The following is a 25,200-nucleotide window of genomic DNA, read 5'->3' as shown; positions in this document are numbered from 1 at the left end:
GACAGCGATGCCATCTGCCCGTCGCAGGCGGATGCATCAACACTTCATGCAGGACGACTGCGCCAGTAGGTACACATGCGCCGCAGGCAGCGATACCCGCTCACTCCACAGCAACGCGTGTACCCGGCCATCTCATGCCAGTGCCCTATCAACCACACGTTTGCCTGCCCTACACGTGCGGTGGAGATGATGGCGGACGTCCTCACGCACACGGCAGACCTGCGCATGCTTCAGCTGAAACACTTCGGCATCCTTCTGCTGGCGGCCTGCACGCTGACCGCGTGTGCGCCACGCCGCCCTGGCGAGGTGCCGGCGCTGGTGCACGCGGCCGATGCGCAGGCCGAGGTGGTGCAGACCGATGCCGGCGCAGTCCGCGGTGTTGCCGGCGCGCAGGGGCGGGTGTTCTTGGGCGTGCCGTTCGCCGCGCCGCCGGTGGGCGCATTGCGCTTTCGCGCGCCGCAGGCGGCGCCAGCCTGGAAGGGAGTCCGCGATGCCACCCAGGCCGGGCCGGCGTGCCTGCCGCGTTATCGCTTCGGGCAGAAGCAGGTGTCCGAGGATTGCCTCACCCTCAACGTCTATGCGCCACCCGGCCCTGCGCCGGCGCATCCGCGCGCAGTGATGGTGTGGATCTACGGTGGCGCGCTGGAGCTGGGCAGCAATGTCGACTACGACCTGAGTGCATTGGCCGCGCAGCAGAACGTCATCGTGGTGGCGCCCAATTACCGGCTGGGGGTGTTCGGTTTCTTCGCGCATCCGGCGCTGCGTGGCGAGGGCGAAGGCGCATATGCATTGCTCGATCAACAGGCTGCGTTGCGTTGGGTCAGGCGCAATATCGCCGCCTTCGGTGGCGATGCGCACAACGTCACCGTGTTCGGTGAATCGGCCGGTGCCTGGAGCATCTGCTATCAACTGGCCGCACCGGGCGCGGCCGGTCTGTTCCAACGCGCAATCCTGCAGAGCGGCAGTTGCCTGGCCAGCGATTCCAGCCTGCCGCGTGCCGAGGCCGAGCGCGGCGGTGTGCGCATGGCGCAGACGCTTGGCTGCGAGCACGCAGGCGATGTTGCCGCGTGCCTGCGCGCATTGCCTGCCGACACCGTGGCCGACGCAAAACCGCAGCGACGTGGCCTGACCGGCAGCGATGCGTGGGCGCCAATGTCCGGCGGCGAGGTGTTGCCGTTGCCGCCCGCCGAGGCGATCGCCAACCTGCAACATGCGCAGGTGCCGGTGCTGATCGGCACCAACCGCAACGAAGGGCGGCTGTTTGCGCAGCTGCTGTCCTACATCGGCAAGCTCAACCTGCGCAGCGGTTATGAGGCACGCCTCAAGCGCATGCATGCCGACCCTACCGCGATCATGGCGCGCTACGCGGACGTTGCCGCGCAATCGCGCTGGGATGCGTTTGCCGACATCGTCACCGATGGCGGATTCGCCTGCCCGACACGCCGGCTGGGCCAAGCCTTGCGCAGCCGCGCGCCGGTGTATGCGTACGAATTCGACGACCCGCAGGCGCCTTACGACCTGTTGCGATTGCCGTTCTCGCATCCGCTGGGCGCGTATCACGCGTCCGAGCTGGTGTACCTGTTCCAGCGTCCGTGGGTGCTCAGTGGCGAGCCGGCGTTCACGCCGGCGCAGCAGGCCTTCGCCGATACGCTGCAGGATTACTGGGGCGCGTTTGCACGCACCGGCGATCCGAACGGGGCTGGCCGTCCGCAATGGCCGCGCTTCGATGGCGACGCTCCGTTGACGCTGTCGCCCGGCAGGATCGGCTCAACGCCCGACTTCGCGCAACGGCATCGCTGCACGTTCTGGGATGCACAGGCAACGCTGACGCTACCGCACGCGACCGCAACGCCGGCACAGTCACCCTCGCATTGATCGCATCATCAGGAGCCACCCATGTCCGTTTCCACTCCATCCCCCTGCCCCACGGTGCGCCTGCGCAACGGACGCAGCGTGCCGGCACTCGGGCTCGGCTCGTGGAATCTGGGCCAGGGACGACACCCGCCGCAGCAGGAGATCGATGCGCTGCAGACAGGCCAGCAGTTGGGCATGCGCCTGATCGACACCGCCGAGATGTATGGCAATGGCCGGTCGGAGCAATTGATCGGCCAGGCCATGGATAGCGCGCAGCGGCCTTATCTGGTGTCGAAGGTCTTGCCGAGCAATGCCAGCGCGCGCGGCATCGCGCGTGCCTGCGAGGCCAGCCTGCAGCGGCTTGGCGTGCGCACGCTGGATCTGTATCTGCTGCACTGGCGCGGCGGCAGCGATCTGCGCGAAGTGGTCGATGCCTTTGAAGCCCTGCGCGATGCCGGCAAGATCCGCGACTGGGGTGTATCGAATTTCGATGTGGAGGACATGCAGGACCTGTGGGAGATCGAGGGCGGGCAGCATTGCCTTGTCAATCAGGTGCTGTATCACGCCGGTAGCCGCGGTATCGAGTTCGACCTGCTGCCGTGGTGCGCACAGCACGAGGTGACGGTGATGGGGTATTCGCCGCTGGGCAGCCGCGCATTGCTGGATCACCCGGTACTGCACGCGATCGGCGAGCGACGCGGCGTGGCCGCAACTGCGGTAGCGCTGGCATGGGCGATCCGCAGTGGCCAGGTCATTGCCATTCCCGAATCGGGAACGCCTGCACATGTGCGCGCGAATGCAGCGGCGTGCACGTTGCACCTGGACGCGCAGGACCTTGCCGAACTGGACCGTGCGTTCCCGCCACCGACGCGCAAGCAGCCGCTGGACCTTCTGTAGTCGGCATGTAACGGTCGCGTTCGCTGCATGCGCTTGCAGACCATGCATCGGTGCATTGCGTGACAGACGCATCGGACAGCTGCGATCCAGCGCAAGCTTTTGGCTGCATGTGAGTATTCGTTCGCATGCAGACACGTGCACTTAACAGCGCCACTCCCAGGCTCAGTGGATCAGCCCGCATCTCAAGCCCGCCAGAGTGGAGTCCCATGCCCAAGTCCCCCAGCAAGTCCGCGCAACTTCCGTCCACCGCTGCTGTCAGCGCAATTCCCGAAACGTTGCGCGGCACGGGCGATGAATTGCATCAGAAGGCCGGCGGCACCCATCCGCCGCTGACCACCAACCAGGGCATTCCGGTTGGCGACAACCAGAACTCGCTGCGCGCAACGCCGCGCGGGCCGACGTTGCTGGAAGACTTCATCCTGCGCGAAAAGATCACCCACTTCGATCACGAGCGCATTCCCGAGCGCATCGTGCACGCACGCGGTAGCGCGGCGCATGGCTACTTCGAGCTGACCAAGTCGTTGAGCCAGTACACCACCGCCAAGATCTTCACCGAAGTCGGCGAAAAGACGCCGTTGTTCACGCGTTTTTCCACCGTTGCCGGTGGTGCCGGCTCGGTGGACACGCCGCGCGACGTGCGCGGGTTTGCGGTGAAGTTCTATACCAAGGAAGGCAACTGGGATCTGGTGGGCAACAACATCCCGGTATTCTTCATCCAGGACTCGATGAAGTTCCCGGACCTGATCCATGCGGTGAAGATGGAGCCGGACCGCGGTTTCCCGCAAGCCGCCAGTGCGCACGACACCTTCTGGGACTTCATCTCGCTGAGCCCCGAATCGATGCACATGATCATGTGGGCGATGAGCGACCGCACGATTCCGCGCTCGCTGCGCATGATCGAAGGCTTCGGCATCCACAGCTTCCGTTTCCTCAATGAAAAGGGCGACAGCACCTTCGTCAAGTTCCACTGGCGCCCCAAGCTCGGCCTGCAGTCCACGATCTGGGACGAGGCGGTGAAGATCGCCGGCGCCGACCAGGACTTCCATCGTCGCGATCTGTTCGAATCGATCCAGAGCGGCGACTTCCCCGAGTGGGAGCTGGGCGTGCAGCTGTTCACCGAGGCGGAAGCCGATGCATTCCCGTTCGATCATCTGGATTCGACCAAGGTCATTCCGGAAGAACTGGTGCCGCTGCAGATCGTCGGCCGCATGGTGCTCGACCGCTGGCCGGACAACTTCTTCGCAGAGACCGAGCAGGTGGCGTACTGCCCGGCCAACATCGTGCCCGGCATCGACTTCAGCAACGATCCGCTGCTGCAGGGCCGCCTGTTCTCGTATCTGGATACGCAGCTGAGCCGCCTGGGCGGGCCGAACTTCCACCAGATCCCGGTCAATGCACCCAAGTGCCCGTTCGCCAACAACCAGCGCGACGGCCATATGCAGATGGGCGTCCCCAAGGGCCGTGTCGCCTACGAGCCCAGCTCGTTGCAGGCCGATGCGCCGCGTGAGGCGCTGCGTGGATTCCCGAGCCACGCAACACCGGCCGAAGATGGTGCCAAGGGCCGCGTACGCGCAGCAAGTTTTGCCGATCACTACAGCCAGGCACGCATGTTCTTCCGCAGCCAGACCGCACCGGAACAGGCGCATATGGCATCAGCACTGGTGTTCGAGTTGTCCAAGGTGGAGACCGCTCACGTGCGCGAAGCCATCGTCGGTCACCTGCGTCACATCGACCCGACGCTGGCACAGCGTGTGGCCGATGGCATGGGCATGACCACGTTGCCGCCGGCACCGCCGGCTGCGGTCGCACCGACCGACATGCCGCTGTCGCCTGCCTTGCAGCTGATCGGCAAGATGAAGGACACCTTGCAGGGCCGCACGGTCGGCATCCTGATTCACGATGGCTCCGATGCAGCGACGATCAAGGCCGTGCGCAAGGCCGCCGAAGCCGCCGGTGCCACGGTCAAGATCGTTGCGCCGAAACTGGGTGGTGCCAAGCTCAGCGACGGCAAGCAACTGGCTGCCGATGGTCAATTGGCCGGCACACCCTCGGTGGTGTTCGACGCGGTAGCGGTGGTGTTGTCGTCGGAAGCTGCCAAAGCGCTGACACGCGAATCGGCGGCGCTGGATTTCGTCAGCAATGCGTGGGCGCATCTGAAGGCAATCGCTTTTGACGATGGCGCGCAGCTGCTGCTGAAGGCCGGCAATGTCGGCAAGGACGCGGGCGTGATCGCGGCGGCAGATACCAAGGCATTCATCACTGCCGCCAAGACCCGCCAGTGGGCACGCGAACCGAAGGTGCGCATGCTGGCGTAACCGCATCCGCATGGGCTGCACAGGCTTGGGCGCGAACGACTTCTACGTCGTTCGCGCCCAAGTCGTTTATGCAGGCAGCAATTTATCCTCAACTGAAGATTAGCGCATCCTCTGCGACGGCCAATCTTCGACCAGTCTTTTGGCCGCGTCTGATAAACGACGCTGCGACTTGGAAACCGGCTGTATCTACGTTGTTGCGCGGTCGTGTCTTTGGGGTGTCGGCGCGTGCGGCTAGGTCGGCAGTAGAGCGGCGGGCTGCGGTTTGGCTGCGAGGCCCTTGCCCGCCCACCATCGCAGGACACGCCGCAAGTACGTCCATGTAGGCTCTTACGCGGCATCCATGCCGCGTAAGGTCCCGCGACGGTGAGCGGGCAAGGACCAGTCGAGAGGGTCGGTGCGCAAAGTTAAGAGCAGTGCACGATGCGCATTGTTCGCTACTAATGTGCCGGCGCAATGCCAGACGCACGTCGAGCGATAGGCAGCTTTTCATGCGGCCACCGATCAACTATCTGGTGCGGTGCCCTCGCCGCTTGCGGGACCGTGTGGCGGCATGGATGCCGCCACCGAGCCTCCATGGACGGATTCACGGCGTGTCCCGCAAGCGGTGGGGGCGCCGCACATTCAACGAACCAGGCTTTCGACTGCATCTACCAAATGAAACTGCAACCCGGAATCTCGATGGATTCACGCAGTTCCCCGCAAGCATTACAGAGAAGCCGTGCTCGACCAACTCAGCTACTGAGCAGTCGTCTTGCTCAGGCGCACTAAGCCGGTTCGGCAGGAAACTGCGCCGCGTTCGCCAGCGCGCGGTACTCGCGTGGCGTCATGCCGACCGCCAGCTTGAACTGCCGTGCGAAGGCACTCTGATCGCTGAAACCGCAGGCATGCCCGATTTCGGTGAGGCTCTTGTTTCCGTGCAGCAGATGCATGGCCATCTGCAGGCGCAGCTTGGCCAGCACCTGTTGCGGGGTGAGTTGGAACACCTTGCGGAACGAGCGTTGCAGCTTGGACATCGAAAACCCGGTGATCTCCACCAGCGCCTGCATGCGCACGTTCTGCGCGTAGTTGGCGTTGAGGTACGCCAGCGCGAGCCGCAGTTTTTCGTACTGCGATTCGTGACCGTCCTGCGGCCCCAGATCGCGCGAGATGCCGATGATGCCCTGCACCTTGCCGTCGACCAGCAGCGGACGTTTGCAGGTCAGGCACCAGCCCGGTTCGCGGTTGGCGAACAGATGCAGTTCCAGCAGGTTGTCGATCACTTCCCCGGCCAGCACCTGCTCGTCCTGATTGGCGTAGTTGGCGCCCAGCCCGCTGGGATAGACCTCGGCAACGCGCTTGCCGATCAATTCCTTGCGCGATTTCAGGCCCAGGCGCCGCAGCATGGTCTGGTTGACGTGGGTATAGCGGCCCTCGCGATCCTTGACGAAGAACAGCACGTCCGGCACCGCATCGAACAACGCTTCCAGATCGGCAGGATCGATGCTCTTCATGGAGGTCATGCGGGACTGGACTCGGGATCAGGAAGACGCGGCTGGCGCTGACGCACGCCACCGATGCAGGCCGCAGCGCGTGCAGCGCCATGATACGCCGCGCGCCTCAGACGCCGGCGCACTGCGCTCAGCGCGGGTTGTCGGCCACCTTGGACGCGGCCGGCGCGGCCTTGCTGTCCACCGCCGCTGCGGTGGGGTTGCCGATGCGATCCAGCGGCACTTGCTGCGCGCGCCAGCCACTGACCACCGCCGCACCGGACTGCGAGCCGACCTGCACCTGCAGGCGTGCACTGCCGCCGGGTGCGACGAACTCGACGGCGCAATCGCCGGCGGCCATGCAGCTGTCGGCGGCAAGCGGATCCACCAGCTGCCAGCCCTGCTCCATCACCGCCTGCGCAAACGCGCGGTAGCCCATGCCGGACTTCAGCGTGGCCGGCAGTGGCACGGCCGGGTCACTGGCCACCGCATCGGTGCCACCTACGGCAGTCGCAGACACGGGCGCGCGCGCAGGCACCGCCGTGGGCCGCGATGCGGCATTCAGGGCAGGACTACAGACGAGGGCGAGCGCCCACAATGAGGGGCGGAACAAGGTGCGCATGCAGACGGTCCTTGCGATCCTGGCAGGGAGCTGAGGAAGTTAAAGAATCGCTATTTTGACATGGCTTGCGTGTACTGCGGCACTGCTGGCTCATGCTGGCATTCAGCCAGATGCGGTGATCAGGCCATCTCGGTCCGCTACAAGCGGACTCATCCTGAAAAAGCGTAATCGAGTTCAATGCGCCACTTCCGAACATCGTCTGACGGGCGAAGCGCGATTGCTCAGACTGCGTGTCGAACGCCGGACCAACCCTGGCATGGCCGATATGGCGGCAGAGTCGCCATCTCCGCAAGCGCATTGCATCATTGCGGTTTGATCGTGGAGTACCCGATGCCCGACACCACCTCCCCCGCCTATGCGGTCGGCCAGATCTGGCGCTGCCGCGGGCGCACCGCGACGGAGACGCCGCTGCTGCTGATCAACCAGATCGATGTGCATCCCCACGGCGGCCAGATCCTGCACGTGAGCATCAGCGACATCCAGGTACGTCACGCAGGATTGCCCGATGGGATCCTGGACGCGCTGCCGCACATCCCGGTGATCGCGCAGACCCTGGAGCGCAGCGCTGCCGAACACGTCGGCACTGCCGCGCCCAATCAGGATTACCTGCCGGGCTATGCAGAATGGAAGGCCGCCTTCGACGCCGGCAATGCCGGCTCGTTCGGTATCGCAGTGGCGGAGATCCTGCAGATCGTGGAAGGCCAGTTGGCCAAACGCGATCAGCTGCCGAACTGAGCAAACCGAACAACCCCTGCGACCTGCATTAGAGGCCGAGGTCTCACGCGTCATCGCCGCACCAACCAGCACGCCGCTCCAGGCGGCGTGCCGGTCGCGACCTCACTGGCCGATATGCTGTTTCAGCCAGCTGTTGACGGTGTCATGCCACAGCACGCTGTTGTCCGGCTTGAGCACCCAGTGGTTCTCGTCCGGGAAGTACAGGAACTTGGAATCGATGCCCTTGCGCTGCAGCGCGGTGAACGCGGCCAGGCCCTGCTCGACCGGGATGCGGAAATCCTGCTGGCCGTGGATGACCAGCATCGGCACCTTCCACTTGTCCACGTGCAGCACCGGGTTGAACTTCTCGTAGCCGGCCGGGTTCTGCCACGGCGTGCCGCCGTTTTCCCATTCGCTGAACCACAGTTCCTCGGTGGCGTAGCCCATGGTGCGGTTGTCGAACACGCCGTCGTGGTCGACCAGGCACTTCCATGGCTGATTCCAGTTGCCGGCCATCCAATAGACCATGTAGCCGCCATAGCTGGCACCCAGCGCGCAGGCCTTGTCGCCGTTGAGGAAGCCGTACTGCTTCTGCGCGGCGGTCCAGCCCTTCTGCAGGTCTTCCAGCGGGCGGTCACCCCAATGCTGGCTGATCGCATCGGTGAATTCCTGGCCGTAGCCGGTGGAGCCGTGGAAGTCGATCATCACCACCGCATAGCCCTGGCCGGCGTAAGTCTGCGGATTCCAGCGGTTGCTCCAGCCGTTGCCGAAGCTGCCCTGCGGCCCGCCGTGGATCAGGAATGCCACCGGGTAGGTCTTACCTTCCTGGTAGTTGTACGGCTTGACCACATAGCCGTGCACGGTGTCGTTGTTCCAGCCCTTGAACTGGAACTGCTCGTAATCGCCGAACTGCACCTCCGGCAGCAGCTCGCCGGCGCTCTGGGTGATCGCACGCAGGCCCTGGCCCTGCACATCGCTGACAAAGACCTGGTCGCCGCTCTTGAGCGAGTTGCGGGTGAAGGCCAGCGTGTTGCCGGCCAGGGTCGGCGCATGCACGCTGCCCTCGCCCACCAGCTTGGTCGCCTGGCCGCTGGCGATGTCGATCTTGAACAACGGATGCTCGCCGAGGTCGTCGGCGCTGGTGTAGAGGCTGGCGCCATCGGCGCTCAAGACGATCTCGCCGGCCGAGCGGTCCCACTTGGGGGCGATCTCGCGGCTCTTGCCGCTGGCCACGTCCATCGCCATCAGGCCGAAGCGGTCGGCTTCGAAACCGGGGCGCTTCATCGCGCGGTAGTACAGCGTCTTGCCGTCGCTGCTGAACACCGGGCCGGCATCCCAGGCAGGGTTGGACGCGGTCAGATTGACCGGCGCGGCCTTGCCGGCCGCATCCAGGCGGTACAGGTCGAAGTTGGTCTGCCACGGCTCGTCGTTGCCGGTGGGCTTGGCGCCGGCGGTTGCCTTCTTGCCGGTTTCCGGCCCATGCGGCTGCGGCACGCGCACGCTGGCCACCACACTGCCGCCGTCGGGCGACCAGGCGTAATCGTCGTTGCCGCCGAACGGCTTGGAGGGCGCATCGCCGGCCAGCGTGGCGCTGATCGCCGAGGCACCGGCCACGGCCTTGCCGCCGGCAGCCGGCAGGTCGGCGACGAACAAGGTATTGCGGCGGCCATCGTTCCAGGTATCCCAATGCCGCACGAACAACTGGTCGTAGACTACGCCGCTGGCCTTGGCGTTCTTGAGGTTGGCGAGCTTGCTCTTGGTGCAACCCAGGTTCGAGCCGCAGTCCTGGAACACGCCGGCACTGAAGGCAATGCGCTTGCCGTCGGGCGAGAGCTTGTAGCTGTCCACATCCACCGCAAAGGCGGTCAACTGCTGCGGCGCGCCGCCGGCCAGCGGCTGCGCGTACAGCTGCTGCGTACCGGATTTACTGCTGAGGAAGTACACCGTCTTGCCGTCCGGCGACAGCGCCGGGCTGTTGACGTTCCAGCCGTCGGGAGTGAGCCGCCTGGGCGGCGCAGCATCGCGGGTACGCAGATTGCGCGTCCACAGGCCGGTGGCCGGCTTGCCGTTGCTGCTCTTGGCCTGCCGCTTGGCGAACACCAGCACGCTGCCGTCGGGGCTGAGCGTGGGCGAAGACACCCGGTCCAGCGCGACCATGTCGCGCACATCGAATCCGCGCGCAGCGGCAAGACTTGGCAAGGCGGTCAACAGACACAGGGGCAGCACGGCGTAACGAAGCTTCATCGAGAGTTCCTGCAACGGCAAAACGTCGATGGTAGGCGTTGCTGCGGCGCACGCGCAAAGGCACAAGGTCATGCGCCCGCAGGCGCCGCACGTGGCCGCCCTGCAAGGCGCCGAATGCGCACAGCGCGTCGTGCGCCTTGCGGCAACGGCGCGCCACGCTGCGGGCACGCACTCAGAACGTGAGTTTGGCCTGCAGCCCGACCACCACTGCGTTGCGCGTGTGGGTATAGGCGTAGGTCCCTGGGTTGACGATGTATTGCAGGTCCGGGCGCAACATCAGCCACGGCGTGATCTGCGCGCTGTAGGCGAGCTCGTAGAGCTCTTCGGCAGCGCTCAGCCCGACCAGTGGCGAATCGGCCGCCACGCCGGCATCGATCAGTTCTGCGCGGCGTGCATCGAGCAGCCGATGATTGATCCTGCCGGCCACATAGCCGAGTGCGATGCGGTCCTGCGTGCGTGTGCCGATGCCCTGGTACACCCCGCCAACCGAATACCACCGTGTCATCAGCGCACTGTCGTGGTCGCTGGCCATGTACTGGGCGAATCCGGTCAGGCCGATGCTGGGGTCCGCTCCCGGGGTGAACAGTTTCTGTTCGACCAGCAGATAGGCGCCGTCGCGGCCGGTGCTGCGGCTGGTGTCCAGCCCACGCCTGGGTACCGACGAGGAGTCGTAGTAGCCGCCGAACTTGTACACGCCCGGGTAGCGCGCGGTGGCCGGCTTCCAGGTAAATTCGAGCGGGAAGATCGCACCGGTGGTGCCGCTGGCGAGCGGCTCGAACGCGTAGGTGTCGCGGGCACCGAAGCCCAGATTCGGGTTGACCTGAAACCAGCCGGCATGCAGGTTGAGCTGCGGGGTCAGCTGTTGCGCGCCTTCGATGCCCCAGCGCGCGGCCGGATAGTTGTACCAGCCGCTATTGGCCGAAAACGCCAGCGGATGCGCGCAGAACGCGGCATTGACGAAGTTCACCAGCAACGTGTGCGAAGCGAACTGGTTGCCCATCGCATAGAAGCCCAGTTTCAGATACGTCCTGCCCTGGTTGAAGCTGCGGTCGTAGCTGAACTCGCTCAGGCGGGTGTACTGGCCTCCGTACACTTCCTGGATGGGGAAGCGATTGCCGACCAGGTCGGCGGAGGTGCTGCGGCCGCGGCGGTCGTTGATGGTGACGTGCAGGCTGCCACCGCCCCAGCCGGCGAGCTTGGCCATGTCCAGATCCACGCCCACCCGCAGTTGCTGCGCGTAGCGCGCGCTGGTGTTTTCGTAGCCGCCGTCCACCACGCCAAACGTCTCGGACACGTAGTCGCCGCGAACGCTCACGCCTTGCTCGGCCCAGGCGGACCGGCGCCCACCCCAGTCGCCGGTCAACGTGGTGTCGCCCGCGGCGACTGCGGTGGCCGGCAGTGCCAGCAACAAGGCGTAGCCCAGCGCACTGCGGCGCGGGAGGAAAGACAGACGATGCATCGTGGTTCTCTGATCGGGGCAGCGTGCACGGCCATCGGTGGCGATGCATGGCGGTGTGCCAAAGCGCCGCTGCGGTAACGGGAGCGTTGGCCGGGATGTGCGAGACACCCGGCCGTCGGGTTGCAGCCAACAGCGGCTGACGCGAGTGCGCAGCCGTCAGGCGCGCGCGAGGTTTCTCGGCCGCTCCGTGACCACGCCGACGCAGCTGCCGACGTGGTCACCGGTGGGCGGCGTCAGTGCGCGTCAGGCAAGCTGTAGGCGATCACGTTATCGCCACGATCGGGCGACTGCCGCGCACCGCCGGCACTGATCACCACGTACTGCTTGCCGGTCTTGTGCGAGACGTAGGTCATCGGCCCGCCCTGACTGCCGACCGGCAAGCGGCCCTTCCAGAGTTCCTTGCCGGTGGCACTGTCGAACGCGCGCAGGTAGTAGTCCTGGGTGCCGGCGATGAACACGAGCCCGCCCTGGGTGGACAGCGTGCCGCCCAGCGTGGGCATGCCGATCGGGATCGGCAGATGCATCTTGATGCCGAACGGGCCGGTGTCCTGCACCGTCCCCACCGGCACCTGCCAGGCGATGCTGCGCGTCTTGAGGTCGATCGCGCTGAGCGTGCCGTACGGCGGCGCCTGGCACGGGATGCCCAGCGCCGACAGGAAGCGGTTCTTGTTGACCGCATACGGCGTGCCCTTCAGCGGCACGGCGCCCATGCCGGTATTGACGGCCTCGCCACCACCGGCCGCCTCGGCCTTGCGGGTGTCGGCAGGAATCATCTGCACCCACAAGCCCAGGCGCATGTCGTTGGCGAAGATGACGTCATGCACCGGGTCGGTCGACAGGCCTCCCCAGTTCATGCCGCCCAGCGAGCCGGGGAAACTCAGCGAGACATCGGTGCCCGGTGCGGTATACAGGCCTTCATAACGCATCTGCTTGAACGCGATGCGGCACAGCATCTGGTCGATCGCAGTGGCGCCCCACATGTCCGATTCGGTCAGGTGCTTGGTGCCGATCTGCGGCATGCCGACCGACAGCGGCTGGGTCGGCGCGTACTGCTCGTGTGCGATATCCGAGCCTTTCACCGGTACTTCCCTGACCTCGGTCAGCGGCTTGCCCGTTGCGCGGTCGAGCACGTAGATCTGCCCGGCCTTGGTGCCGATGACCACGGCCGGGGTGTGGCTGCCGTCCTGGTTGGGGAAGTCGATCAGGCTGGGCTGCATCGGCAGGTCGAAGTCCCACAGATCGTTGTGCACAGTCTGGTAGACCCACTTCTCCGCACCGGTGGTGGCATCCAGCGCCAGCACCGAGGCGCCGTAACGGTGATCGAGCGCGGTGCGCTCGGCGCCGTATAGATCGGTCGACGGCCCGCCCAGCGGCAGGAACACGGTGTTCATCGCCGCGTCGTATGACATCGGTGCCCACACGTTCGGCGTGCTGCGCACATAGCTGCTGCCGGCGGCCGGCGCCTGGCGATCGTGCGGATTGCCCGGGTCGAAGGCCCAGCGCTGCGCGCCGGTGACCACATCGAAGCCGCGCACCACGCCACCAGGCATGTCGGTCTGCACGTTGTCGGCCACGCGTCCGCCCACCACCACGGTGGTGCCGGCCACCAGTGGCGGCGAGGTCAGCTGGTAGAACGGATCCGGCGCAGCGCCCAGGCCGGCCTTGAGATCGACCTGACCATTGCTGCCGAAGCCCTGGCAGAACGCGCCGGTGTCCGCATCCACCGCGATCAGGCGACCATCGATGGTGTTGGTGAACAGGCGGCGACGGCAGTTGGCGTCCTGCGCCACGGTCACTGCGGCGATCGGCGAGGGATTGGCCACGCTCGGTGCCGGCAACGCCGCGTCGGCGTCGAAGTAGCCCAGGCCACGGCAGCGCTGCCAGACCGACGAGGTCGCATTGATCTCGCGCCGCCACAGCTGCTTGCCGGTGCTGGCGTCGAGCGCAATCAGATTGTTGTGCGGCGTGCACAGGAACACCTTCTCGCCCACCTGCAGCGGGGTCAGCTGATCTTCGGCACCGTTGCCGTCGCTGTTGGCGATCTCGCCGGTGTGGTAGGTCCAGGCGACCTGCAGCCGGTCGACGTTGCTGCGGTTGATCTGGTCCAGCGCAGCGAAGCGGCTGCCGCCATCGGTATTGCCGTAGGCCGACCAGTTTTGTTGCACGCTTCCAGGCGGCACCGCCGTCATGCCCGGCCCCGCGTTACCTGCGACCGGCGGATGCGGCACGAACATGCCGCCGATCCCGGCCACTACCGCCAGCGCCAGCACCGTCGCCACGCCATAGGCAGTGCGCCCGGTCGGCAACGCCCGGCTGCGCCGCAGCGCTGGCCAGGCCAGTGCCACCAGCACGGCGAACGCCGCAGGCAGCATCAGCCGCGAGACCAGCGGCCAGAACTCCAGCCCCGCATCCCACAGCGCCCACACCAGCGTCAGCGCGAAGGCGACGCCGTACACCAGCGCACCGGCCGGCCGACGCAGCACGATCAAGACACCGGCCAAAGCGGTCGCCAGGCCCATCAGCAGGAAGTACCAGCTGCCGCCCAGGCTGGCCAACCTCGCGCCACCCAGCAGAAAGATCAGCCCCACCAGCGCGACCAGCATGCCCAGCACCAGCAGCAATGCCCGGCCCGGGACCGGCAACTTCGATTTCGTTTCCACGTTGCAACACCTCGATCAGGAGATTCCGCCCTGCACTGCGCCCGGCATTCCGATCTGGATGCTACAAGGTGCCCGCACGACGGCCAGTAGAGGCAGCATCACTGCCCACTTTCTGTCACTCCCCTCCCCGGCCCGCGTACCTCTGGCGAGACCGGCACCGGCATGCCCGGCAGACTGACGACATAGTGTCGCACCGCACCGGGTAGTTATTACATATCTGAAGCGGTTGCCTGCGGAACACTGCAGTCCGCACAGGCGCGGACCGCAGTGGCGTTTTGTATGCGCAGCGCGTGCTGCGCGCGTTAGAAGCGGTGCGACATGCCCACATACACCTGCGCGTCCGGGGTGCGGTCGTTGAGGCCGAAATTGGCGCCCACATCCAGCTGCAGCAGCGGATTGAGCAGATACGCAGCGGCGATGTCGGCCGAATACTGCTCGATGGTCTGCGCCGGGTCGCGGTTGATCGAGGACCACACTTCCACCGCCATCGACAACTTTGCGGTGAGCGGATGCGCCAGGTTGATCGCGTTGATCAGCGCAACATGCTTGCCGCTGCCATCGCTGTCGGCCAACCAATCCACCTCGGGCCCGAAGGTCAGCGAGAAGCTGTTGGGCAGCGCGAAATTGATCGGCAATGCGACGCCGCCTTCCCACTCGTCGTTGCCCAGACCGGTGCGCGCGGTCGGCGCCTTGACGAACGGCAGCACCGCGACGGTGGCGGTGTCGCTTTCGTAGAAACGCGCCTTCATGCGCAGATAGATGTCGCCGCCGCCGCTCAGGCTGCTGCGCGCACCGGTGGCACGGTCGGTGGTCTTGACCTGCAGCTGCGGCGCCCAGTTGAGCTGCAGATCGATGCGGTCGCTGACGCCGTATTTGAGCGTGGGGTTGGTGAAATACGCCGTTTCGACGCGGGTGGCGGGCTGGCTGTCGCGGGTGTAGCTGCCGATGTCGGTTTCCAGCTGCCAGGCGCCGGTTGGCACGGTACAGGTGGAATTGGCCTTGGTCGGGCGATCGGTACACAGCGCCACGTCGGTGGCCTCCTGTGCCTGCGCCTGCAGCGCAAGGCTGCACAGCACACCGGCCAGGGCGATGCTCAACAAGGGGGCACGGCGTGCGCGGGTGGAACGGTGGGAGATAGCAGCAGTCAGCATTGCAGTGGTTTCCATGGCAAGACGCTGGCCAGATCGCGTGAACGGCCAGCAGTGGGAGGGGGAATGCGCGTGGATGTCGAACGACTGCATGGCCGCTGGAGGGCGGCGTGTTACCAATCGATCTTATAGGCCTCGGCAGGTCCGAAAACGCCGTCGGTGACAAAAGCGGCCTCAACAGTGTGCGGATGTCGCATAGCGTGATGCGAGTCGCTTTTCCACACACATCATTTATGGGGGTCAGGCGGTGCGATGACCTGCGCCGTGGCGCGTCACCGGGATCGATCGAGGCATGCGGTCGCCGTGGTGCACCATCGGTGCGGGAGACGGCACGATACGGAGCAGCCGCATAAAGTCGCTATGCACGAGGCCTGGGTGAGGCGTAAAGCCGGCGCAAAGGCGCTGCGGTGGTGCAGACGCGATGGCCTGAGCGTTGTGCGTGCGCTGTGCGTGCATTGCGCGATCGGCAAACGCTTGATGCCTTGGCGCGGTGCAGCTGCTCTCGTCGTGTCAGCTGATTAACCAGATGCGCCAACGACGTTGCCCTGCAGCGACAAGGCAGGTCCGCTCACGGTGGCAATGCACGAGCTTGCAGGGATGTTCGAACTGGATATGCCGCTGCGCGGTCACGGCATCGATTCGGTGCAGCATGCCTTACCGGCATGCTGCTGCACTCGCGCGTTCGGCAGCAGGGCCGCATTCGAACCGCGCCTGCTGCGAGGCAATCAGAACTGCGAAAATCCAGTCGCACTACCACAACGAAAAACGGACACACATCCAGCGATATGTGTCCGTCGAGAGGCAGCGCGCAGGCGCATACCTTGGTGAAGCGTTACCCTCAGACGGTCTGTTCGCCGCGCTTGCCGACGCGATACAGCAGCCAGCCGACCAGGGCGAGGATCGCCAGGCCGAACCATTGGTTGAGCTGCAGGCTGGCCGGCAACGCCAGCACATCGGCGCGGCTGGACAGCACGATCGGCACCGCGATGGCGATACCCATCAACGCCTCGCCGGTGATCAGGCCGGCGGCGAACAGCACGCCCGGGCGATGCACGCGGTCGCGGCCATCTTCGTCGTCGGCACGGATCTTGTGGAAGCGCTCCACCAGGTGCGCGATCAGGCCGCCGATAAAGATCGGCACCATCAGCTCCAGCGGCAGATAGATACCGATCGCCGCGGCCAGCACCGGCACGCGGAAGCGCTTGCCGGTCTTCTTCAGCCATTCGTCCAGCGCGATGATCGCCGCGCCCACGCCGGCACCGATGGCAATCATCGACCACGGCAGCTGCCCGCCGAACAGGCCCTTGGCGACCGAGGCCATCAGCGTGGCCTGCGGTGCAGCGAGCGAGTTGGGGTGCTGCGGCGTGGCCGGGCCGATGCCGTAGGCCTGCGCCAGCAGGTTCAACACCGGCGCCATGATCAGTGCGCAGGAAAACGCGCCGATGCCCAGCATCAGCTGCTGCTTCCATGGCGTGGCGCCGACCAGATAGCCGGCCTTGAGATCCTGCAGGTTGTCGCCGCCCACCGCTGCCGCGCAACACACCACCGCGCCGATCATGATCGCCGCCACCGCACCCAACGGCGCCGCGCCGATGCCGACCGGCACCAGACCATCCTTGCCGAGCAACAGCACCAGCACCGCCGAGGCGAACAGAATGGTGGAAATGGTGATGCCCGAGACCGGGTTGTTGGACGAGCCGATCAAGCCGGCCAGATAGCCGGACACCGACACGAACAGAAAGCCGGCCACGATCATGATGATGGTCATCGGGATCGACACGTGCCACTGCTGCACGATCGCCTGGTACAGGCCCAGCAGCGGCAAGGTGCACAGCACCAGCGCCGCCAGCATCCACTTCATCGGCAGGTCGCGCTCGGTCTCGGCGACCACACCGCCACCGCTCTTGCGCGCGGCAGCAAAGCCGCTCTTGACGCCGGACAACAGCGACTTGCGCAGCGAGAACAGCGTCCACACGCCGCCGATCAGCATCGCGCCGACACCAAGGTAACGGATCTTCGCGCCCCAGATGCCGAATGCCGCATCGGCCGCTGGCGCACCGACCAGGCTTTGCGCCAGGGCCGGGTCGCTGCCCATGAAGAACTGCTGATACAGCGGAATGGCGATATGCCAGGACAGGATCGACCCAGACAGCACCACGATGCCGACATTCAGGCCGACGATGTAGCCCACCCCCAGCAGCGCCGGCGACAGGTTTGTGCCCAGATAGCCGACCAGGCGGCTGCTGCCCAGGTAGGTGGCCTGCGCCCAGGTGTCCGGGATCACCCGCAGGCCGCTGGCCGCACCCAGCTTGACCAGCGCGCCGATCGCACCGGACATCGCCAGGATCTTCAGGCCCGGGCCGGGGTTTTCACCGGCCTTGAGCACCTCGGCCGCCGCCTTGCCTTCGGGGAACGGCAGCGGGTCTTCGACGATCATCGAGCGCCGCAACGGCACCGAGAACAGCACCCCGAGCAAGCCGCCCATACCGGCGATGCCCAGCACCCACCAGTATTTGAAGTCAGGCCAGTAGCCCATGATTACCAACGCGGGGATGGTGAAGATCACCCCGGCGGCGATCGACGAACCGGCCGAGGCACCGGTCTGGACGATGTTGTTTTCCAGAATGGTGCCGCCGCCGAGCAGGCGCAGCACGCCCATCGAGACGACCGCAGCCGGAATGGCGGTGGCGATGGTCAGGCCGGCAAACAGGCCGAGATAGGCGTTGGCGGCCGAAAGCACCACCGCCAGCACGATGGCCAGCACGACGGCGCGGAAGGTGAGCTGGCGCGGCTGCGCGTCATGGCTCATGGGCAGTTCCCCTGTGGCAAAAAATCCGGACCACGCTAGCGCCTACACGGGGTTCCGTCCAGCTGCGCCGCGGCGTGACACTGTGCCTGCTGTGGCGACTGGAACGCCCGGGGATGTATCGACAGGGACGACAGGCGTGTACCAGCGTGTGCCGGCGACTGCAGCACGCATGCAGATCGCAAGCGCATGAGGTCGCACGGTGTGGAGGTGGCGGACACTGCTGCATGGCATGCAGACCAGCGGCTTACGGCGTCAGGGTGCGGCGATGCGGTCTTCCGGCTCGTCGACCGACGGAGGCGCCATGAGCGACGCGCCGTGGCCGATAGGTGACAACGAGCGATGGGCTCGTCATCACGTCCATCGCTCGTACCGGCGGTCGCCTGCCGCTCGTGCTGGCGGGACAATGCGCTGATGAGGGGTCGCGGATGAGGCCGTGCGCCCGTAAGGGCCGACTGGTCTGCTGCTGCAGCGGCGGGCACGCGTTGCCGTATATCGCTGTCGCCGTGATTGCTGGGCGTTGCCGTTTTTCCTGCACGTCAGGGATCTGCTGCCGGCGATGGTGCGTCAGCGGCTGCGCCGACGCTGGCGACGTCGGCGCGGCTGTCCAATCAATGCAGCAGTTCGGCAAACGCGCGGTCGGCCTCGATCACGTCCGGCAATGCGGCGAACAAGGCATCCAGATCCACCGTGTCCATCAACGGACCGCGCACCGCCTCCAACGCCGCCGGCGTGGCGCCACCATGTGCACGCAGCGCGTCGGACACCTGCACCGCCTGGGCGACCAGCAGCGGCATCCGCGCACCTTCCGGGGCAGCGGCCGGGCGGACCTGATAGGCGATCGCTTCCTGGATGACGGCGGGCAGCTGCCAGCGACGCACCAGCTCGGCGCCGACTTCCGGGTAGCCGAAGCCCAACTGCAGGGTTTCTTCGGCGGCATGGCCGGCCGATGAGCTGTCGTGATTGATGCGGCTGGCGTAATCGGGCGAGCCGGACTGGATCAGCAGCTCGCCGATGTTGTGCATCATGCCGCAGGTAAACGCGGTTTCCGGATCCACGCCGTGCTGGCGCGCCAGCAGACGGCAGATGCCGGCCACCTCGAAACTGTGCCGCCAGAACGCCTTCAGATCGAAGCCCGGGCCGGCGCGGAACGCACCCGTCATCGCCGAGGCCAGCACAAGGGTGCGCAGCGTGTTGAAGCCCAGCCGCATGGCCGCGTCTTCCACGCTGGTGGAGTCGCGCAATCCGTGGAAGCGCGCCGAATTGGCAAGCCGCAGCACCTTGGCGGCGATCACCGGATCGCGCTCGATGGTGTGCGCCAGCACATCGATGTTGGTTGCCGGATCGTCGAACCGGGCAATCAGGTCCTGCGCCACCTCGGGTACGGTGGGCAAGGTGTGCAACTGGTCGAACAACGCCTCCAACTTCATGATCGCCTCGTGGATGAAAGGTAAGCCAGCGCGGCCGCGCCGGCCTGCATGGTGTAGCACAGACTGGTTGGATGACGATGACCCGCCACGGCGGCTATTCACCCGCGCTTTTGCGTCATCGCCTTGCGGCGGGCTGCCCCGCCGGTCGCGTAGCGACGGCCATCATGGATGGCGCGGTCGACAAGATCCCGATATGCGTGCGTCGACGCGGTTAGTTCGCTTTGGCACCTCCCAGGGACTTGGCCAGAAACGCCAGCAACTGCGTATAGAACGCACGCCGATGCGGCTCGGTATAGAACCCGTGGCCTTCGGTGTCGTAGTACAAGGTTTCCACCGGCGTTCCGGCCTGGCGCAATGCCGCCTCCATGCGCTTGCTGTGCTGGATCGGCGCGCGCTCGTCCTCACCACCGGCCGCCAGGAACACCGGAACCTTGATCTGCTTGGCCAGATGGACCGGCGAGCGTGCGGCCAGGGTTGCCGGATCGCCCAGCCATTGCTTCAGATAGTTTTCGCCTGAGCCGCGCTTCTGGATGTCGCCGCTGGTGAACATCATCGGCAGGTCGTAGACGCCGACATAGCCGGCCGCGCAGGCATACAACCCCGGTTCCTTGGCTGCCCCCATCAGGGCTGCATACGCACCATAACTTGCACCAAAGATGCAGATCTTGCGCGCATCTGCATAGCCCTGCGTCACCGCCCAGCGCGTGGCGTCGGTGACGTCATCCTGCATGGTGCCGCCCCACTGGCGCGCGCCGGCATGCTGGAAAGCGCGACCGTAATTGCCGGAACCACGGAAATTGATCTGCAGCACCGCATAGCCGGCCTGCGCCAGCAACTGCGCGTCGTCGTCGAACTGCCAGCTGTCGAAGATCTCGAACGGGCCGCCATGCGGCATCACCACCATCGGCAGGTTGTTCGCCGTGCCGGTGCGCGGCAGCGTGAGGTAGCCATGCAACGGCACGCCATCGCGTGCCTGCAGCGCGATGGGCTGCACGGTCGCGGTGCGCTCGGGATCGAACCAGTCGCGTCGGCTGATCACGTGCTGGGCTTTTTTCTCCTGCGTATCGAACACATAGAAATCGCCAGGGTTGCTGCCCGAATCGACCTGCAACATGACGTAGCGGCCATCGCTGGTACTGGAGGTGATACGCACAGCATTACCGGCGAAGGCGGCCTCCAGGCTGTGATACATCCGCGCCTCGGGGCCCTGCTCGTCGAAAAAGCGGCTGCGCGGACGGTCAGCCATGAAAATGGCACCCACCGGGATCGTGGTGCCGTTGCGATAGATGACGTCCAGTGGATCGGCCACTGCGTCACGCAGCACCTGTTCACGGCGATTGGCCTGGATGTCCCAAGCCACGATCGCATCGGGGCCATCGGCAGCCTGCACGCGCAGGTAGGCAATGCGCTCGTCCTGCGAAAAGCCCAGTGGGGTTTCGATGCGGCCGCTGGCCTGTTCGTCGTTGAGCAGCGTCCACTCGGTTCCACCGCCAACGCGGTAATACAGCTTGCTGACATTGTCCGATCCTGCGCCCTGCGCAAAACGCACCTCGCCATGGTGGTCGGTGGTGAAGCTGGCGCGCTGAATCGGGGCACGCGCCAGCGGAAGACGCCGACCTGTGTTGACGTCGAGTTTTTCTGCGCGCGTGTACGGGTCCTGCCCTGACAACGGCCAGATGCCGACGACCACGTTGCGATCGTCGTCGGGCAAGGTATCGGTGAGGAATGCGGCAACTGCTTCGGTTTTCTTGACCTTGATATTGGTGCCAAGCCCGGTGCCTCGGGCACGATAGCCCACCAGCAACTCGACACCAGTGCCATCGGCATTGATGGCATACAGCTCGCCGGTCGGCAACGGCTTGTCGAGCAGACCGTATTTCTGTGCGATGGAGATCAACACACGCGTCTCGCTGACCCAGGCAAAGTCGCTCACATACGTGTTCTTCTCCAACACGAAAGTTGCGCCCATGCTGTTGTCCGAACGCCGCACGATCGCTAGCGCGGTCTTGTCTTCCATCGGCACGGTAGCGGCGAAAAACGCGCCGCTGGGCGATAGCTTGATATCGGCAAACTTGTCTTTTTTGATATAGGCGCCGACATCCACCTGCGCTGCGGCAGTGCCGGCAGCCATCAGCAGCCCCAAGGCCGCAATAAAAATCCTTTTCCGCACGTGCTGCTCCATGTCTTGTGCAAACTGAGCGCGAAATTTACCAGCAATCGCAGACCAGACAAAGTTTCAATGAAAATCGCGCGAGGGCAGCTGCATTTCGCCGAGCAGGTCGCTGAGGTCGTGCAGATCGCCGGCGATGAGATGCTCCACGCCGTCCACGCGCTCCCAGCGGCCGCGCACTGCCAGCAGGCGCGATTCCAGCAGTGCGCGGCGGCGGCGCAGCGCCAGGTGCGACCAGACGATGACGTTGATCATGCCGTGCTCGTCTTCCAGGGTGACGAAGATGGTGCCCTTGGCGGTGGCCGGGCGCTGGCGCTGGGTGACCAGGCCGGCGACATGCACGCCGCTGCCATGACGGCGGCCCTGCAGTTCGCGCAGGCCGAGGATGCGCCGCTGCCGCATCTGCGGGCGCAGCAGCGCCATCGGATGCTGGCGCAGACTCAGGCCGACCGCGCGATAGTCGGCCAGGATCTCTTCGCCTGCGCGCGGGGCTTCAAACGTCACCGTGCGTTCTTCGGGGCTGCCCGGTAATAACGGCCGACGCGCTTCCACGCCGGCCATCGCCCAACGCGCGGCATTGCGATTGCCCACCATGCCCTGCAAGGCGCCGGCTTCGGCCAATGCCAGGCGCGCCTTTTCGTCGAGTGCGGCGCGCAGGCACAGATCGCCGATATCGGCGAAGGCCCGCTGCGCGCGTGCCGCGGCAATGCGGTTGGCCACCACTTCCGATAACCCGGCGATCTGGCGCATGCCCAGCCGGATCGCCGGTTGTTCGCCGGGGTCGTCGTCGCTGCGCCAGGGCCGGCCACCGACCAGCGTGTTGTCCCAGTCGCTGTGCAACACGTCCACCGGCAACACCTCCACGCGCGCACGCTCGGGACTGCCGCGGCGTGCGTCCTGCACGATCTGGCTGGCGGAGTAGAAGCCCATCGGCTGCGCGTTGAGCAGCCCGCAGGCGAAGGCCGCCGGCTCGTGGCGCTTGAGCCAGCAGCTAGCGTAGACAAGCTTGGCGAACGAGGCAGCATGACTTTGCGGGAAGCCGTAAGAGCCGAAGCCCTTGATCTGCTCGAAGATCTGGTCGATGAAGGTGGAGGCGTAGCCTTTGCCTTCCATCAGCGCGCGAATCCGGGTCCGATGCGATTCCATATCACCACCGCGACGCCAGGCCGCCATCGAGCGGCGTAATTTGTCGGCATCGTCCGGGTCGTAACCGGCGTGAATCACCAGCTCCATCACCTGTTCCTGGAATAGCGGGATCCCCAATGTCGGCCCGAGAATTTTCTCTACACCTTCGGAGGGATAGCTGATCAGGCTCTTGTCTTTACGCCGCTGCAGATACGGATGCACCATGTCGCCCTGGATCGGCCCGGGCCGCACGATCGCCACTTCAATGACCAGATCGTAGAACTCTGCAGGTTTGAGCCTCGGCAGCATCGCCATCTGCGCACGCGACTCGATCTGGAACACGCCAACCGTATCGGCGCGCTGGATCATCTTGTAGGTAGCCGCATCCTCATCCGGCAACGTCGCCAACTCGTACTTGCGACCCCGATGGCCACGCACCAGGTCCAGCGTCTTGCGGATGCAGGTCAGCATACCCAGCGCCAGGCAATCGACCTTGAGCAGCTTCATGGTTTCCAGATCGTCCTTGTCCCACTGGATGATGGTGCGGTCGGCCATGGCGGCGTTTTCCACCGGCACCAGCAGCGACAGGGGTTCGTCGGAGATGACGAAACCGCCGACATGCTGCGACAGATGGCGCGGGTGATCGCGCAGTTGCTCGGTCACCGCAAGAATCTTGTTGATCAGTGGATTGGCCAGATCGAACCCGGCCTCTTCGATGCGCTGTTCCATCGGCGTTTCGCCATTGCCCCAGCCATAGCAATTGGCCAGCAACGCGATCTGGTCCGGCGGCAGGCCGAACGCCTTGGCCACATCGCGCACGGCGCTCTTGCCGCGATAGCAGATCACCGTCGCCGCCAATGCCGCGCGTTCGCGGCCGTATTTGTTGTAGACATATTGCAGTACTTCTTCGCGCCGTTCGTGCTCGAAATCCACGTCGATGTCAGGTGGCTCGTTGCGCGCCTTGGATAAGAAGCGCGAGATCAGCAAGCGCGTCTTGATTGGGTCCACGGAGGTGATGCCGAGTGCATAGCACACTGCGGAATTGGCAGACGACCCCCTCCCCTGGCAAAGAATCTTGCGTAACCGCGCAAAATTCACCACATCGCGCACAGTGAGGAAGAAAGCCTCGTATTTCAGCTCGGCGATCAGCTCCAACTCTTTTTCGATGTCATCGCGTATCTTTTCCGGCACACCATTCGGCCACCGCTCACGCATCCCCTCCTCAGTGAGCTGTCGCAGATAACTCGCCGGCGTATGCCCTTGCGGCACCAGTTCGCGCGGATAGGTGTATTCAAGCCTGGAGATATCGAAGCTGCAGCGCTGCGCCAGGTCCACCGCGACCTGCAACAGCGCATCCGGATAGATGTTGCCCAAGGCACGCCGCGTGCGCAGATGGCGCTCGCCATTGCGGAACAGGTGCGCGCCGCACTCGGCCAACGGCAAGCCGTGGCGGATGGCGGTCAGGGTGTCCTGCACGATGCGCTCGCGCCGCTGCGCCATATGCACATCGCCACTGGCCAGAGCGGTCATGCCCAGTTGCTGCGCCAGCAGCTGCAGGGCAAGCAACCGCGCTGCATCGTCCTGTTCGCGGTGCAGTTCCACCGCCAGGAATGCACGCTCACCGAACACCTGCTGCAACCAGGCGCCCTGCTCGGCCTGCGGCTGCGCACCGGGTAACCACAGCGCGAACATGCCCGGTTCCATAGCGCGAAACTGCGCCTCCACCTCGGCACACCCGAGCCGGTACGCACCCTTGCCTGCCGCACGCCGCGCGGTGGTGATCAGCGCGCACAACTGCGGATAGCCGTGCGCGTTTTCCACCAGCAGCACGAAGCGGGTGCCATCGACCAGGGTGAATTCGCTGCCGACGATCAAACGCACGCCGGTGGCGCGCGAGGCTTCCAGGCCGCGCACGATGCCGGCCAGCGAGCACTCGTCGGTGATCGCCAGGGCGCTGTAGCCGCAGTGGTGCGCGCGCATGAACAATTGTTCGGCGCTGGAGGCGCCGCGCAGGAACGAAAAATCCGACAGGCAGTGCAGCTCGGCATAGGCAGGCAACCCATCGGCGACCATGGCATGGGCGATATCGTCGTTTGCCGCGCGCAACCGCGCGGCGACCGTCCAGGCGCGCGGCATGCGCCCACCGGGCGTATCGCGGTCCACGCCGTCGACGGCATCATCCCAGCTCATGCGCGCACCTCTTCGACATCGCGCTGCCGCCACACATGCGCTGCAGATCGACACGTTGTGTTTGCTTCTTCGCTACGTGGCATCGGACGCGTGCGGCACC

At 65.4% G+C, this 25,200-nt stretch carries 15 protein-coding genes; 5 read left to right on the top strand and 10 right to left on the bottom strand.

All coding sequences use genetic code 11. The annotated features are described in order from the left end of the window. Positions 1-225 precede the first annotated feature (225 nt). The 3 genes from ABQY64_RS06240 to ABQY64_RS06230 all read left to right on the top strand — a co-directional run bounded on the left by ABQY64_RS06240 (position 226) and on the right by ABQY64_RS06230 (position 5,066). Entirely contained in the window at positions 226-1,875 is a 1,650-nt protein-coding gene (locus tag ABQY64_RS06240) for a carboxylesterase/lipase family protein (protein WP_349779176.1), read from the top strand. Between the two features lie 21 nt (positions 1,876-1,896). Further along, positions 1,897-2,751 carry an aldo/keto reductase gene (locus ABQY64_RS06235; RefSeq protein ID WP_349779177.1) on the top strand — a complete coding sequence of 285 codons (855 nt, stop codon included), beginning with the start codon at positions 1,897-1,899 and terminating at the stop codon, positions 2,749-2,751. 206 nt (positions 2,752-2,957) lie between these two features. Beyond that, positions 2,958-5,066: a catalase gene (locus ABQY64_RS06230; RefSeq protein ID WP_349779178.1), complete on the top strand. Its 2,109-nt coding sequence runs from the start codon at positions 2,958-2,960 to the stop codon at positions 5,064-5,066. Positions 5,067-5,830: 764 nt separating this feature from the next. Here the strand turns inward: ABQY64_RS06230 and ABQY64_RS06225 are convergent. Next, positions 5,831-6,556 carry an AraC family transcriptional regulator gene (locus ABQY64_RS06225; protein WP_024939479.1) on the bottom strand — a complete coding sequence of 242 codons (726 nt, stop codon included), beginning with the start codon at positions 6,554-6,556 and terminating at the stop codon, positions 5,831-5,833. A gap of 127 nt (positions 6,557-6,683) precedes the next feature. Further along, a complete protein-coding gene (locus tag ABQY64_RS06220) occupies positions 6,684-7,154 on the bottom strand; it encodes a hypothetical protein (protein WP_349779179.1) in 471 nt (156 codons plus the stop codon). Between the two features lie 330 nt (positions 7,155-7,484). Between ABQY64_RS06220 and ABQY64_RS06215 the strand changes: the two genes are divergently transcribed. Next, positions 7,485-7,889 (top strand): hypothetical protein, encoded by a 405-nt coding sequence (locus tag ABQY64_RS06215; protein WP_349779180.1) that lies wholly within the window; start codon positions 7,485-7,487, stop codon positions 7,887-7,889. A gap of 102 nt (positions 7,890-7,991) precedes the next feature. Here the strand turns inward: ABQY64_RS06215 and ABQY64_RS06210 are convergent, their stop codons facing one another. From ABQY64_RS06210 to ABQY64_RS06180, 7 genes are all read right to left on the bottom strand, one after another. After that, complete coding sequence (locus tag ABQY64_RS06210) at positions 7,992-10,112, bottom strand: S9 family peptidase (RefSeq protein WP_349779181.1); 2,121 nt, start codon at positions 10,110-10,112, stop codon at positions 7,992-7,994. Between the two features lie 172 nt (positions 10,113-10,284). Further along, a complete protein-coding gene (locus ABQY64_RS06205; protein WP_349779182.1) occupies positions 10,285-11,571 on the bottom strand; it encodes a carbohydrate porin in 1,287 nt (428 codons plus the stop codon). 233 nt (positions 11,572-11,804) lie between these two features. Beyond that, positions 11,805-14,231 (bottom strand): glucose/quinate/shikimate family membrane-bound PQQ-dependent dehydrogenase, encoded by a 2,427-nt coding sequence (locus ABQY64_RS06200; protein WP_349779183.1) that lies wholly within the window; start codon positions 14,229-14,231, stop codon positions 11,805-11,807. A gap of 302 nt (positions 14,232-14,533) precedes the next feature. Continuing rightward, positions 14,534-15,382 (bottom strand): transporter, encoded by an 849-nt coding sequence (locus tag ABQY64_RS06195; RefSeq protein WP_349779184.1) that lies wholly within the window; start codon positions 15,380-15,382, stop codon positions 14,534-14,536. 835 nt (positions 15,383-16,217) lie between these two features. Next, a complete protein-coding gene (locus ABQY64_RS06190) occupies positions 16,218-18,188 on the bottom strand; it encodes an OPT family oligopeptide transporter (RefSeq protein WP_349779185.1) in 1,971 nt (656 codons plus the stop codon). Positions 18,189-18,796: 608 nt separating this feature from the next. Then, entirely contained in the window at positions 18,797-19,615 is an 819-nt protein-coding gene (locus tag ABQY64_RS06185; protein WP_349779186.1) for an HDOD domain-containing protein, read from the bottom strand. Positions 19,616-19,826: 211 nt separating this feature from the next. Next, positions 19,827-21,419, bottom strand: a complete 1,593-nt coding sequence (locus ABQY64_RS06180; protein WP_102252604.1) for a S9 family peptidase — start codon at positions 21,417-21,419, stop codon at positions 19,827-19,829. Positions 21,420-21,501: 82 nt separating this feature from the next. On the opposite strand from ABQY64_RS06180, the gene ABQY64_RS06175 reads away from it, so the two are divergent. Then, a complete protein-coding gene (locus ABQY64_RS06175; RefSeq protein ID WP_102252592.1) occupies positions 21,502-21,705 on the top strand; it encodes a hypothetical protein in 204 nt (67 codons plus the stop codon). Positions 21,706-21,851: 146 nt separating this feature from the next. On the opposite strand, the gene ABQY64_RS06170 is transcribed toward ABQY64_RS06175, so the two are convergent. After that, positions 21,852-25,100, bottom strand: coding sequence for an error-prone DNA polymerase (locus ABQY64_RS06170; protein WP_349779187.1), 3,249 nt, complete (start codon positions 25,098-25,100; stop codon positions 21,852-21,854). Positions 25,101-25,200 lie beyond the last annotated feature (100 nt).

Source organism: Xanthomonas sp. WHRI 7065 (assembly GCF_040203115.2).
Taxonomy (GTDB): Bacteria; Pseudomonadota; Gammaproteobacteria; order Xanthomonadales; family Xanthomonadaceae; genus Xanthomonas; species Xanthomonas arboricola.
The sequence above is the reverse complement of the archived record's forward strand: the minus strand, read 5'-3'. Positions and strand labels throughout refer to the sequence as shown.

Excerpts from the sequence above, each read along its gene's own strand:
- ABQY64_RS06215 (WP_349779180.1), top strand. The coding sequence starts at position 7,485 with ATGCCCGACACCACCTCCCCCGCCTATGCGGTCGGCCAGATCTGGCGC.
- ABQY64_RS06185 (WP_349779186.1), bottom strand. The coding sequence starts at position 19,615 with ATGAAGTTGGAGGCGTTGTTCGACCAGTTGCACACCTTGCCCACCGTA.
- ABQY64_RS06240 (WP_349779176.1), top strand. The coding sequence starts at position 226 with ATGCTTCAGCTGAAACACTTCGGCATCCTTCTGCTGGCGGCCTGCACG.
- ABQY64_RS06205 (WP_349779182.1), bottom strand. The coding sequence starts at position 11,571 with ATGCATCGTCTGTCTTTCCTCCCGCGCCGCAGTGCGCTGGGCTACGCC.
- ABQY64_RS06195 (WP_349779184.1), bottom strand. The coding sequence starts at position 15,382 with ATGCTGACTGCTGCTATCTCCCACCGTTCCACCCGCGCACGCCGTGCC.
- ABQY64_RS06225 (WP_024939479.1), bottom strand. The coding sequence starts at position 6,556 with ATGAAGAGCATCGATCCTGCCGATCTGGAAGCGTTGTTCGATGCGGTG.
- ABQY64_RS06210 (WP_349779181.1), bottom strand. The coding sequence starts at position 10,112 with ATGAAGCTTCGTTACGCCGTGCTGCCCCTGTGTCTGTTGACCGCCTTG.
- ABQY64_RS06170 (WP_349779187.1), bottom strand. The coding sequence starts at position 25,100 with ATGAGCTGGGATGATGCCGTCGACGGCGTGGACCGCGATACGCCCGGT.
- ABQY64_RS06230 (WP_349779178.1), top strand. The coding sequence starts at position 2,958 with ATGCCCAAGTCCCCCAGCAAGTCCGCGCAACTTCCGTCCACCGCTGCT.
- ABQY64_RS06190 (WP_349779185.1), bottom strand. The coding sequence starts at position 18,188 with ATGAGCCATGACGCGCAGCCGCGCCAGCTCACCTTCCGCGCCGTCGTG.
- ABQY64_RS06235 (WP_349779177.1), top strand. The coding sequence starts at position 1,897 with ATGTCCGTTTCCACTCCATCCCCCTGCCCCACGGTGCGCCTGCGCAAC.
- ABQY64_RS06220 (WP_349779179.1), bottom strand. The coding sequence starts at position 7,154 with ATGCGCACCTTGTTCCGCCCCTCATTGTGGGCGCTCGCCCTCGTCTGT.
- ABQY64_RS06175 (WP_102252592.1), top strand. The coding sequence starts at position 21,502 with ATGGAGATCAACACACGCGTCTCGCTGACCCAGGCAAAGTCGCTCACA.